General features: G+C 70.4%; 11 protein-coding genes. 5 read left to right on the top strand and 6 right to left on the bottom strand.

Translation table 11 applies throughout. The annotated features are described in order from the left end of the window. Positions 1 to 119: 119 nt before the first annotated feature. Both A3CQ_RS0104615 and A3CQ_RS0104610 read left to right on the top strand, forming a co-directional pair. Entirely contained in the window at positions 120 to 848 is a 729-nt protein-coding gene (locus tag A3CQ_RS0104615; protein ID WP_020509740.1) for an SDR family oxidoreductase, read from the top strand. A 158-nt stretch (positions 849 to 1,006) separates the two neighbouring features. Next, positions 1,007 to 4,570 (top strand): family 78 glycoside hydrolase catalytic domain, encoded by a 3,564-nt coding sequence (locus tag A3CQ_RS0104610; protein ID WP_020509739.1) that lies wholly within the window; start codon positions 1,007 to 1,009, stop codon positions 4,568 to 4,570. A 59-nt stretch (positions 4,571 to 4,629) separates the two neighbouring features. Here A3CQ_RS0104610 and A3CQ_RS0104605 read toward each other — a convergent pair whose 3' ends face one another. Then, on the bottom strand, positions 4,630 to 5,673 hold the full coding sequence (locus A3CQ_RS0104605) for an NAD(P)-dependent alcohol dehydrogenase (protein WP_020509738.1): 1,044 nt from the start codon (positions 5,671 to 5,673) through the stop codon (positions 4,630 to 4,632). A 139-nt stretch (positions 5,674 to 5,812) separates the two neighbouring features. Here A3CQ_RS0104605 and A3CQ_RS0104600 point away from each other — a divergent pair, with 139 nt between their 5' ends. Beyond that, complete coding sequence (locus tag A3CQ_RS0104600; protein WP_020509737.1) at positions 5,813 to 6,769, top strand: helix-turn-helix transcriptional regulator; 957 nt, start codon at positions 5,813 to 5,815, stop codon at positions 6,767 to 6,769. Here the strand turns inward: A3CQ_RS0104600 and A3CQ_RS57070 are convergent. The 4 genes from A3CQ_RS57070 to A3CQ_RS0104585 form a co-directional block, all read right to left on the bottom strand. After that, positions 6,705 to 7,334 carry an SRPBCC domain-containing protein gene (locus tag A3CQ_RS57070; protein WP_020509736.1) on the bottom strand — a complete coding sequence of 210 codons (630 nt, stop codon included), beginning with the start codon at positions 7,332 to 7,334 and terminating at the stop codon, positions 6,705 to 6,707. The genes A3CQ_RS0104600 and A3CQ_RS57070 overlap by 65 nt on opposite strands. Then, positions 7,331 to 7,663, bottom strand: a complete 333-nt coding sequence (locus A3CQ_RS51480) for an ArsR/SmtB family transcription factor (RefSeq protein WP_020509735.1) — start codon at positions 7,661 to 7,663, stop codon at positions 7,331 to 7,333. The genes A3CQ_RS57070 and A3CQ_RS51480 overlap by 4 nt, the downstream gene beginning before the upstream one ends. Further along, positions 7,663 to 8,082 carry an SRPBCC domain-containing protein gene (locus tag A3CQ_RS51475; RefSeq protein WP_020509734.1) on the bottom strand — a complete coding sequence of 140 codons (420 nt, stop codon included), beginning with the start codon at positions 8,080 to 8,082 and terminating at the stop codon, positions 7,663 to 7,665. Before A3CQ_RS51475 ends, A3CQ_RS51480 begins: the two co-directional genes overlap by 1 nt. Positions 8,083 to 8,176: 94 nt before the next feature. Then, complete coding sequence (locus A3CQ_RS0104585; RefSeq protein ID WP_020509733.1) at positions 8,177 to 8,827, bottom strand: TetR/AcrR family transcriptional regulator; 651 nt, start codon at positions 8,825 to 8,827, stop codon at positions 8,177 to 8,179. A 117-nt stretch (positions 8,828 to 8,944) separates the two neighbouring features. On the opposite strand from A3CQ_RS0104585, the gene A3CQ_RS0104580 reads away from it, so the two are divergent. Then, positions 8,945 to 9,475: a carbonic anhydrase gene (locus tag A3CQ_RS0104580; protein WP_020509732.1), complete on the top strand. Its 531-nt coding sequence runs from the start codon at positions 8,945 to 8,947 to the stop codon at positions 9,473 to 9,475. A 252-nt stretch (positions 9,476 to 9,727) separates the two neighbouring features. Next, entirely contained in the window at positions 9,728 to 10,939 is a 1,212-nt protein-coding gene (locus A3CQ_RS0104575; protein WP_020509731.1) for a pectate lyase, read from the top strand. 91 nt (positions 10,940 to 11,030) lie between these two features. Here A3CQ_RS0104575 and A3CQ_RS57065 read toward each other — a convergent pair whose 3' ends face one another. After that, the gene (locus A3CQ_RS57065; RefSeq protein ID WP_026205300.1) at positions 11,031 to 12,149 is read right to left on the bottom strand and encodes a CHAT domain-containing protein; all 1,119 of its coding nucleotides are present in this window, start codon (positions 12,147 to 12,149) and stop codon (positions 11,031 to 11,033) included. Positions 12,150 to 12,201 lie beyond the last annotated feature (52 nt).

Below are 12,201 nucleotides of genomic sequence, written 5' to 3'. Positions count from 1 at the left end.
GCGCGAGCCTGGTTCTGCCAGACCCAGGCTGACGCCGCCCGGGGTTGATCGGTGCCCTGGGTAGCCCGCGCGGATCGGCCGATGCTGAGGGCACCGGAACGATCGAGCGTGGACGGAGCATGACCGTGGTGGAACTGAAGAACGGAACGGCGCTGGTGACCGGTGCCAATCGCGGCATCGGGCGGGCGATCACCGAGGCGCTGCTCGCCCGGGGAGCACGGAAGGTGTACGCGACGGCCCGCCGTCGCGAAACGTTGGCCGGTCTCGCCACCGACCCACGCGTCGTGCCGTTGCGAATGGACATCGCCGACGCCGACGACGTCGCAGCCGCGGCCGAAGCCGCCGGCGACGTCACGCTGCTGGTGAACAACGGAGGTTCGCTGGAGTTCGCGGACCTGCTCAGCGGCGACCTCAAGGCGATACATTCAGATCTGAACACCAACTACTTCGGTACGCTCGCCGTCACCCGTGCGTTCGTGCCGGTGCTGCGGCGCAACGGCGGTGGCGCGATCGTCAACTTGCTGAGCCTGGTGGCGTTGGGCGCGGTCCGCGGAATGGGCGGCTACAGCGTGTCCAAGGCCGCCGCGGCATCGATGACGCAGGCGGTCCGAGCACAGGTGGCCGACCTCGGCATCACCGTGCACGGGGTGTTCCCCGGCGCGGTGGACACCGACATGATCCGCGCGTTCGACATGCCCAAGACCAGCCCGGAGGACGTTGCCCGGGCGATCCTCGACGGCGTCGAGGCCGGCGAGGAAGACATCTTCCCGGACGCGATGTCCCGCGCCGGTCACCAGACGTGGCGCGACGACCCGAAGGCGTTGGAACGGCAGATGGCCTCGATCTGACCCGGAGCGGCGGGCACGGCTGACGCGATTCGTCAGGAGGGCCGAAAGGGCAGTGCTCGCCGCTTCGTATTGAAACGATCACACGCCGGACCCTAGCCTGTAATCACGTTTCGCATTGAAACGTGTCAATGCCTCGCATCCCCCGAGGAGACCACAGGATGGCCGTCAAACGCCTGGTTGCCGTGATCGCGGCGAGCGTCACCGCTCTCGCCGTCATCTCCGCCCCCATCTCCGCCAACGCCGCCGCCCCCGCCCCCGTCGGGGTCGAGGGAGCGCACTGGATCTGGTATCCGGAAGGCGATCCGGTGCAGTCCGCGCCGGCCGCCACCCGCTATCTGCGCCGAGTCTTCAGCGCGCCGGCCGGGCCCTACAGCGATGCCCAACTGGTCGTCACCGGCGACGACACAGTGGACGTCTGGCTCAACGACACCTACCTGGCCGGTTCGGCCCGGGTCACCGACTCCTGGCGCCAGGCCCGCTACGTCGACCTCGCCGCGGCGCTGCGGCCGGGCAGTAACACGCTTCGGATCGCCGTGCGTAACACCAGCGCCGGGCCGGCGGGGCTGCTCGCGCACCTGCGGGTCGCCTCGGCGGCGGGCACGGCCGACCTGGTCACCGACGGGGCGTGGCAGGCGGCGAACGGCGTCCCGGAGAGCTGGGTGGCCGCTCGCGACCTCGGCGCGTACGGGACCGGGCCGTGGGCCCGGAACGTCGTCGCCCCCGATGTCGCCGCCGCCTCGCCGGTCACCGTGGCCGGACTGACCACCGAGCGCCGCCCGAACCCGGTCGGCATCGACGCGGCCAAGCCCCGGTTCGGCTGGCAGTTGGCCGCCACCGCCAACGCCCAGATCCAGGGGCGCTATCAGATCACGGTCGGCACCTCGCCCGGCGCCGCCGACGTGTGGGACAGCGGCCAGGTCGCGTCCGGCCAGAGCGTGGACGTCGCGTACGGCGGACCGGCGCTCGCCGGCAACCGGACATACCACTGGCAGGTACGCGTCTGGGACGCCCAGGGGCGGCCGAGCCCGTGGAGCGCACCGGCCACATTCGACACCGGGCTGTTCGATCCGGCCACCGAGTGGCAGGCGAGCTTCGTCGGCGCGCCCGTCACCGCGAATCTGACCGGCGCGCAATGGATCTGGTACCCGGAAGGCGATCCGGCCACCAGCGCGCCCGCCGGGACCCGGTATTTCCGCCGCACGTTCAACCTTTCCGCGGCCGGGACGGCGACCCTGGTGGTGACCGGCGACGACACCGCCGACGTGTGGCTCAACGGGGCCAAGGTCAGCGCGTCCCGCCGGGTCGTCGACTCGTGGAAGCGCGCCACCACGGTCACCGTGCCGACCAGAGCCGGCAGCAACACGCTGGCGATCGCGGCCACGAACACGACCGCGAGCCCGGCCGGTGTGATCGCCAAGCTCGGCACGGTCGTCACCGATGGCTCCTGGAAGGCCTCGACCGGTGGGCCGTCCGGATGGGAGCAGCCCGGATTCGACGACTCCGCATGGCCCGCGGCAAAGACTACCGCCGCGCTGGGCGGGGGCCCCTGGGGCAGCCAAGTGTCGGTCACGAATCCCACCCCGTACGTGAGCAAAGCATTTGATCTTGGAAAGCCGGTCGCCCGGGCCAGGCTGTTCGCCACCGCGCTCGGCCTGCACGAGACCTATCTGAACGGTGCGAAGGTCAGCGACGAGCGGCTGGCGCCGGGCTGGACCGACTACAACAAGCGGCTGCAATACCGCGAGTACGACGTGACGGGCCGGCTGCGCACCGGCGGCAACACCCTCGGCGCGCTGCTCGGCAACGGCTGGTACTCCGGCAACATCGGCTTCGCCGGCAGCCAGCGGTACGGCACGTCCCCGTGGTATTCGGCGAAGCTCGTCATCGAGTACGCCGACGGCACGCGCACCGAGGTGCGGACCGATGGCAGCTGGACCGCGGCGCCGAGCACGATCGTCGCCGACGACCTCTACCACGGCGAGGACCAGGACGCCCGGATCGGGACCACGGCCGGAGTGCCGGTGACGGTCCGGACCGCCGCGCTGCCGCATCTGGTGGCCCAGGTGGATCCGGGTGTCACCGTGCAGCAGGAGTTCCGGCCGCGCGCGATCACCCAGCCCCAGCCGGGCGTGTTCATCGCCGACATGGGGCAGAACTTCGCGGGCTGGAACCGGCTGCGGGTGACCGGGCCGGCCGGCACGAAGGTCACCCTGCGGCACGGCGAGATCCTCAACGCGGACGGCACTCTCTACACCGCGAACCTGCGGGCCGCCCAGGCCACCGACACGTTCACGCTGGCCGGGACCGGCACGCCCGAGGTCTTCGAGCCACACTTCACGGTGCACGGATACCGGTACGTCGAGATCACCGGGTTCCCCGGCACGCCCACCGCCGACAGCATCACCGGGCTGGCCGCCTGGACCGGCGGCACGCCGACCGGAACGTTCCAGTCGAGCGACCCGCTGGTCAACCAGTTGCAGTCGAACATCCTGTGGGGCGCGCGCTCGAACATGCTCTCCATCCCGACCGACTGCCCGCAGCGCGACGAGCGGCTCGGCTGGACCGGGGACATCGCCGCGTTCGGGGCGACGTCGACGTTCAACTTCGACACCCACGGGCTGCTGGCCAAGTTCGCCGACGACCTGGTGGACGCCCAGCGGTCGGACGGCGCCTTCACCGACGTGGCGCCGGCGGTCATCGACGGCGCCGGCAAGGCGGGCTGGGCCGACGCGGGGGTGATCGTGCCGTACACGGTCTGGCAGCGTTTCGGCGATCTGAGCGTGGTCGACCAGCATTTCGCGGCGATGGCGCGCTACGTCGACTACCTGCGCTCGACCGCGGGCGCCGACCTGATCCGCAACCAGGACACGTACGGCGACTGGCTGAACGTCGACGACGGCACGCCCAACGACGTGTCCAGCACGGCGTTCTTCGGGTGGTCGGCCCGGCTGCTGGCGCGGATGGCGGCGGCCACCGGGCGGACGGCCGAGGCCACCTCGTACGGCACGCTGGCCGACCAGATCGCGGCCGCGTTCACCGGCCGGTTCGTCGCGGCCGACGGCACGGTGGGCAACAACAGCCAGACCGGGTACGTGCTGGCGCTCGCGTTCGGTCTGGTGCCGGCCGCCCGGCAGCAGGCGGTGGCCGACAAGCTCGCGGCCAAAGTGGACGCTCGTGGCGGTCACCTGTCGGTGGGCTTCATGGGCGTGGAGAACCTGCTGCCGGTGCTCGCCGACCACGGGCACGCCGACACCGCGTACCGGATCCTGCAACAGCCGGACTACCCCGGCTGGGGCTACATGAACGCCCGCGGCGCCACCACGATCTGGGAGCGGTGGGACGGCATCCGCACCGACGGTTCGCTCCAGGACCCGGGCATGAACTCGTTCAACCATTACGGGCTCGGCTCGGTCGGCGACTGGCTCTACCGCGGGGTCGGCGGTCTCGCTCCGGCCGCGCCCGGCTACCGGCAACTGCTCATCGAGCCGATTCCGGGCGGTTCGCTCACCTCCGCGTCGTCGTCGCTGCGGACGGCGTACGGGACGGCGAGCTCGTCCTGGACCCGGAGCGGCACCGCGCTGACCCTGCGCGTGGTGGTCCCCGCGAACACGACCGCGACCGTGCGCCTCGGAGACTCGGTCAGCGCTCCGGCCGAGGCCGTGCCGCAGGGATCGGGCAGTTGGACGCTGCCGTCGGGCAGTTACGTCTTCACCCGGGCCTGACCACGAGGAAATCTGTCCGCGATGGGGCCGGCGCACGGCCGGCCCCATCCGGCGGCGCCTCAGCGCAGGGTGTCGACGTCGATGACGAAGCGGTAGCGGACGTCGGACCGCAACACCCGCTCGTACGCGTCATTGACCTCGTCGGCGCCGATGACCTCGACCTCCGGGGCGATGCCGCGCTCGGCGCAGAAGTCGAGCATCTCCTGCGTCTCGGCGATGCTGCCGATGCCGGAGCCGGCGAACGAGCGGCGGTTGCCGAACAGGGCGAACACCGGCACCGTGAGCGGCTCCGGCGGGGCGCCCACGCTGACCAGGGTGCCGTCGAGGCGCAGCAGGCCCAGGTAGGCGGCCATGTCGATGGGGGCGCTGACGGTGTTGACGATCAGGTCGAACGTGTTCTTGAGCGCCTCGAAGGTGGCCGCGTCACTGGTGGCGTAGTAGTCCCCGCCGCCGAACGCGAGGCCGTCGTCCTTCTTGCCGAGGGTCTGCGACAGCACGGTGACCTCGGCGCCCATCGCGGCGGCGATCTTGACGGCCATGTGACCCAGGCCGCCCATGCCGACCACGGCGACCTTTCGGCCGGGGCCGGCATTCCAATTCACCAGCGGCGAGTACGTCGTGATGCCCGCGCACAGGAGGGGAGCGGCCTTCTCGTACGGAATCGTCTCGGGCACCCGCAGCACGAAGTCCTCATCGACGACGATGTGGGTCGAGTAGCCGCCCTGCGTGATGGTGCCGTCCCGGTCGACGCTCGCGTAGGTGCCGGTGTTGCCGTTCGTGCAGTACTGCTCGTGCCCGGCCTTGCAGTTCTCGCAGTCGCGGCACGAGTTGACCATGCAGCCGACGCCGACCCGGTCACCGACGGCGTGCCGGCTGACCTCGGCGCCGACCTCGGCGACCCGGCCGACGATCTCGTGACCGACCGTCAGCGGGTAGGACTGCACACCCCACTCCCCGCGCACGGTGTGGATGTCGGAGTGACAGATCCCGGCGTACCGGATCTCGATGAGCACGTCGCGCGGCCCCAGGTCGCGCCGCTCGATCGTGGCCCGGACGAGCGGCTCGGTGGCGGACGGCGCGGCGATCGCGTTGACGGTGAGCATGCGCTGATCTTTCTCCTCGGTTCGTTTCGTGAAGCTTCTGTCCCAGACAACCGCGCCCGAACCGTCGGAGGGAGTTCCTGATGAGGGGTGTACTGGCAGTACATCCCTGGTGCGCGTGACACGTCGTACGGTCGAAGGTGTGAACAGCAACCGAGCGGAAGTGCACGAGTTCCTCACCTCGCGCCGCTCCAAGATCACCCCGGAGCGGGCCGGCATCCCGTCCGCGGGGACCCGGCGCGTGCCCGGCCTGCGCCGCAGCGAGGTCGCCACGCTGGCCGGGATGAGCGTGGAGTACTACGCCAAGCTCGAACGGGGCCACCTGGCCGGAGTCTCGGCCGGCGTGCTCGAGGCGATCGCCCGCGCCCTGCAGCTCGACGACGCCGAACGCGCCCACCTGATGCGCCTCGCCCAGGAGGCCAACGGCACGGGAGCGCTGCTTCGCCCCAGCCGGCGGCCGAAGCAGTGGGCCGTGCGACCGAGCCTGCAGTGGGCGCTCGATGTCGTCACCGCCCCCGCCATGGTCGTCAACCACCGCGCCGACCTGCTGGCCTGCAACCACCTCGGCCGCGCCATGTTCAGCGACCTGTACGCCGATCCGGCCACCCCGCCGAACTTCGCCCGCTTCACGTTCCTCGACAGCGCCGCGCACCGGTTCTACCCCGACTGGAACCGCTTCGCCGACATGACCGTGGCCAATCTGCGCACCGCGGCCGGCATCGACCCGCACGACAAGGGCCTGCACGACCTGGTCGGCGAGCTCTCGACCCGCAGCGACGACTTCCGCCGCCGCTGGGGCTCGCACAACGTGCGCATCCACGGCACCGGCATCAAGCATTTCCGGCACCACATCGTGGGTGACTTGGAGCTCGCGTACGAGACCATGGATCTCCAGGCCGAGCCGGGCCTGACGATGACCATCTACGCCGCCGAGCCGGAGTCGCCGACCGCGCACGCGCTCACCCTGCTGGCCTCCTGGGCCGCCACCACCAGCGACACCAGCCTCCCGGCCGTGGGCTCACCCAGCTCGCCTCTCAAGAATGCGGGCGTTGAACCTTTGGCGTTTCCGCTGGATCCAACCCGTCGTAGTGGCCGATGAGGGTGGCCGGGCTGGGCGACGGGGGCACGGCGCACCGCTCGTCGAGGCCCTCCTGAAACCGCGCGAACGCGGCGGTGCTCGCCAGCGGGTTCTCGTCCGAATCTCCCTGGTTGCGGCTGTGTTCCTCCGAGGTGGTGCAGGCGGCTATGAAGTGCGGTAGCAGGCCGTTCCACCCGGCGCGGTTGGCGGTGCGGAAGTCCGGGCCGCGGGCGCCGAGGCGTTCCCAGCCGCGGTGTTCGATCTCCACCCGGGTCGAGCCGCCGCGGTCGACGAAGGTGATCTCGACGGTGGTGGCGTCCGCCCGATCGCGGCGCAGGTACCACAGATAGCCGAGCCGGTGCGGCGGGTCCCAGATCGTGATCTCACCCCACTGATGGGTTTCACCGGCCGTGGTCTCCTCGAAGATCCGGCCGCCCAGCTTGGGCTCGAGCACCACCCGTGCCTCCGCGTCCCCGGTGACCGTGTGGTCGGCCGGCCACCACCGGGCGAACTTCTCGGTCCACACCTCGAACACGTGCTCGACGGCGCGGTCCACGTCGAAGGCCATCCGCAACGGCTCGGTCATGGCTGATCTCCCGTCGTACCGTCGCCGGTGTTTTCCGCGAAAAGCCGCAGCCGGGCCGCGGCCTCGTCCCAGACCTGCACGAGGTACGCCCGGACGGCCGCGACGCCCTCGTCGTGCAGCTGGTAGATCCGCTGGGTCCCGTGCGCCTGCTCGACGACCAGTCCGGCCTCCCGGAGGAGCCGCAGATGCCGTGACACCGCCGGACGGCTGATCGGCAACGCCTCGGCGATCTGCCCGACCGACCGGCCGCCGGCCGCGAGCAGCTCGACGATCTGACGGCGGTGCGGATCGCCGAGCGCGTTGAACGGGTCCCCGGCCGGCTGCGTCATCAGCCTTCCACCCGCCGCTTGAGTCCGTCGGCGAAGCGCGTGAACGACGGTCCGAGGTCCGGGATCGATTTGAAGATCATCGGCGCGAAGGGGCCGGTGTACTCCTCGCGCATCTCGAACGTCACCGTCCCGTCCGGGTCCGGCACCAGCCCGTACGTGCGGGTGCCGGTGAACAGACCCAGCGGCATGCCGCCCCGCCAGGTCATCCGCTCGCCGGGCACCATCTCGGCGACCCGTACGGCGAATCCCCGTTTGGGGTTCACCTCGGGGTAGACCGTCACCTTCTCGCCGAGCTCGATCCGCCCGTCGAGCCGCACCACGGCCGAGTCCCATTCCGTCCAGCGCGCCCCGTCCACCAGTACCGCCCACACGGCCTCCGGTGTCGCCCGGATCACCGAGGACGCCGCATATCCCCGCATCGCACCACCCCATCGCATCGGTAACAGAATGGTGACCGTAACAAAAAGGTTACCGATGAACAACCGGCGGGTCAGGCCCGGTCCGGCCTGGGGCTCACGACAGGCCGGCTTCGATGAAGGTGCGAGTCACTTTTTCGAGATGAACGCGGCTGCCGGCGGCGACCTCGCGCAGGGGTCCTTGCCCGGTGAGCACGGCGAGCCCGTGCACCGTGGACCAGATGGGGTATTCCAGCCCGGGACGGCGCTGCTTGCTGAGGACGCCGGCGTCGGTCAGTTCGTCGAGGACGGCGCGGAGCTGATCCAGGGGCATGGGGGAGTGCGTTGCCCCGCCGTCCTGTGCTGCGTAGGCGTGCTGATGGGGCAGGGCGAAGGCCGTTTCGAACAGCCCCGGCTGTTCGCGGGCGAACTCCAGGTACGCGCGGCCTATCGCGTGCAATCGCCGGCGGGCCGCGGCGGCATCGCCGTACTTACCGCGCACTCGGGCGGTTCCGGCGGCCATCCGAGCCGCGAGCTCGCGCATGGCCGCGGCGCAGACGGCAGCGAGAAGCTCGCCCCGGTCGGCGAAATGCCGGTACGCGGCGTTGGGTACGACGCCAACCATCCGTGCCGCTTCGCGCAGCACCACGGCATCCGGGCCGCCGGCGCGGGCCAGCTCGACCCCGGCGGCGATCAGGCCGTCGCGGACGGCGCCGCGCGGGCGTCGTTGCCTGGTCCCGGTCGTCTCACGCGATTCGTCGCTCGTCATTCCCACAGTTTAGTGGACGCCGTCCACTCGTCGTCGTAACGTGGACAGCGTCCACTAATGAGTGGTCAGTGTCCACCAATCACGCCGGAGAGGAACCGAACCGCCATGATCAGCAAAATGACACCGCTGCTCGAACGCAACGAGCAGTTCGCTCGTACGTACACTCCCGTGCCACTTGCCTTGCCCGCCGCGCAGGTCATCGTTGTCACCTGCCTCGACCACCGGGTGGATCCCGCGGTCACCCTCGGGCTCAAACTCGGTGACGCACCGGTCCTGCGCAACGCGGGGGGCCGGGTCACCCAGCCCATCATCGAGGAAATCGCCTACCTGGCCTTCCTCGCCCAGAGGATGTCCGGAGGACAACTGCCGGTCGACAGCCGTTTCGAGGTCGCCGTCATCCATCACACGCAATGCGGAACCGGCTTTCTCGCCGACCCGGGCTTCCGTCGACAAGCCTCCGAGGCGACGGGCGTGGAGGAGGCCGCACTGGCAGCCTCGGTCGTCGGCGATCCGCGGACCACCGTTTCCGCGGATGTCCAACGCCTGCTGGCCTCGCCCTTGCTCCCACCGGGGATGGGCGTCTCCGGGCACGTGTACGACACCGAGACCGGGCGTGTCGCCACTGTCGTCGACACCCGATATCCGTAACCGGCTCGCNCCATCGCGGGCGGCCGCTGGGCGGGGCGCCGGGTGCGAGGGCGGTGATGCCGCCTCGATCTCGCCCGGCGTCCACCGCCCGCGACCACTGCGACCGCGATGCCGGCCGTGCTGTAATCCACATCACACGCAAATGGGACACCCGCTTGTCTAGGCATCGACGGGTCTCTATTGTCGAGGAAAGCGCTTACCTGTGGCTCATCCACCCACGCCACGCGCTCTCGATCACGAGGTGACACACTGATGAAAAGGCCAATCGCGCTCCGATGGGTCGCCGGAGGGGCCACCGCCGTCGCCGCAGCCGCAATCACGCTGATGCTGCCGGTGTCCTCCGCTTCGGCCGCCGACAACCTGAGCCTCAGCGGCGGTGCCGACGGCTCCAGCAAGGCCAGCGGCACCAGCTACGGCAACGTCAAGGACGGCAGCACCAGCACCTACTGGGCGCCGGCCAGCTCGACGGGCTACGTCTCGGTCAAGTGGGGCAGTGCCATGACGGTTTCGTCCGCCGTCATCCGGCAGGCCTCCGGCGGCGGCTCGATCAGCGCCTGGCGACTGCTCAACTACGACAATGGCTCCGTCCTGGCCAGCGGCAGCGGCAGCCCGAGCACCATCAACTTCACCTCGACGTCGCTGAAGAAGCTGACGTTCGAGATCACCAGCGCGTCCAGCGCGCCGCGCATCGCCGAGTTCGAGACGTACGCCAGCGGCGGCTCGACCCCGACCACGAGCCCCACCACCGGCCCGACCACGGGTCCCACGACCAGCCCGCCCAGCAACCCCGGCACTCCGACCGGTTCGTGGCCGTCCTCGGCCGGTTCGGTGTCGGTCTCCGGCACGATCTCCGTCTCCGGAACCTTCGACGGCGGCATGAAGACCTACTGCTGCATCGGTGACGGCTCGCAGAGCGAGTCCCAGGACCCGATGTTCGAGATCGCCAACGGCGGCACCCTGCAGAACGTCATCCTCGGTTCGCCCGCCGGTGACGGCGTGCACTGCCTGGGCACCTGCACCATCCGGAACGTGTGGTGGAACGACATCGGCGAGGACGCCGCGACCTTCCTGCAGACCAACGGTGGCACCAGCTACGTCATCGGCGGCGGCGCGAAGAACGGCAGTGACAAGACGTTCCAGCACAACGGCAACGGCACGGTCAACATCTCCGGCTTCTACCTGAACGGCGCCGGCAAGCTGTACCGCGCCTGCGGCAACTGCACGAACTCGTACCAGCGCAACGTCGTGGTCAACAACGTGCTGCTGACCGGCGTCGACTATGTCGTCGGCATCAACACCAACTGGGGCGACACCGCCACCATCACCCGCGTCACCGTCAACTCCGGCGCCGTGGTCTGCGGCATGTACAAGGGCGTCGCCAAGGGCAGCGAACCGTCGTACCTCGGCGAAGGCTGGAACACCGCCAACTGCAAGGTCAACAAGAGCGACATCACCTACCGGTAAGCCTTGAGAACCGGATCGATGCCGCAGGGCGATCGGCCTTGCGGCATCGTCCGGTTGCTGTTAGCTCACACCCGGTGAAGGCCGCTTCGTGTTATGGGCCGCTGTGCACCAGCGTCGCCCACGCGTCGGGGCGGTTCGGGAGACTGTTCCGCAATTCGAGGGTGACGTGGTTGAGCGTCTCCGCCGCCTGGTCGGGGTCGGTCAGGCGGTCGTAGAACATCCGCGCGGCCCGCCGGGCGAGCTCGTCGTTCAGCGGCCAGAGCGTCGCGACCACGTGGCGGAAGCCGGCCAGCTGGAACGCGCCTGCCAGGTGCAGCGACTCGTCGGCCGAGCGCGACCAGGCGTCCATAGTGGAGCAGGCGGAGAGGTAGGCCAGGTCGGCGCAGGCGAGGTCGAGGCGGCCGATGCGGGCGACCGGAAGTTTTCCCTCGTACAGCCGGAGGTTCGAGCGGCTGGGAGCCACCGGATCGGCCTCGGCGTGGCAGGCGAAGTGAACCCAGGTCGCCTCGGGCAGCGCGCGGAGCACGTCCTCAACGCGGGCCTCGTCGTCCATCAGGCTGCGGGCGCCGGGCTCCCGCGCGGACAGGTCGGCCACCTCCAGCCGGGCGGCAGGGAGGTTGGCGTCGCCGGGCGCGCGCACGGGCCCGACCACCAGCTGGCGGCGGGTGCCGGCGGCGGGCCGTGCGCGGCTGTAGGCGAGCGCCTGCAAGGTCGGTGCGTACGACGAGACGACCCGATGCAGCGCGCCGGGTCGGCCCGGATGCCCGGCCGCGTGGAACGGCAGACCACCGATCGGGCCGACCGGCAGCCACCAGATCCGGGATTTGCCCGCGTCGGCCGGCGCCGCGACGGCGAGGATCGGTTCGACCACCTTGTCCCAGAGCCAGCCCAGTACGTTGCCCACGTCGTCGGCCTCTCGCACGAGCTGGGCGGCCGCCAACGCGGCGGCGCTGGTGAAGTCGTCCAGCGCGATGTGTTCGGGGTCTCCGCCGGGCCGCAGGATCACCGCGTCGCCGCGGGCCGGGCCGGCGTTGATCAGGATCGCGGCGCCGGTCGGTGGGCGGTCGTGGCCGAGCGGGTCCGGCCGCAGGAAGTTGGCGAAGCGCGGATCGGCCCGGATGTCGTGCAGCAGCCGGTCCTGCTCGGCCCAGAGCGCGCGACGCTCGTCGGCCCGGGCCGGGTGCTCCGGCATGCCCTCATGCGGCTGCATGGCGTTGAGCTCGCGCCAGACGTCTTCGAGGCGGCCGGCTGTCGCCGGCGCG

This window comes from Paractinoplanes globisporus DSM 43857 (genome assembly GCF_000379645.1).
GTDB classification, from domain to species: domain Bacteria; phylum Actinomycetota; class Actinomycetes; order Mycobacteriales; family Micromonosporaceae; genus Actinoplanes; species Actinoplanes globisporus.
This window is presented reverse-complemented; position numbering and strand designations above follow the sequence as displayed.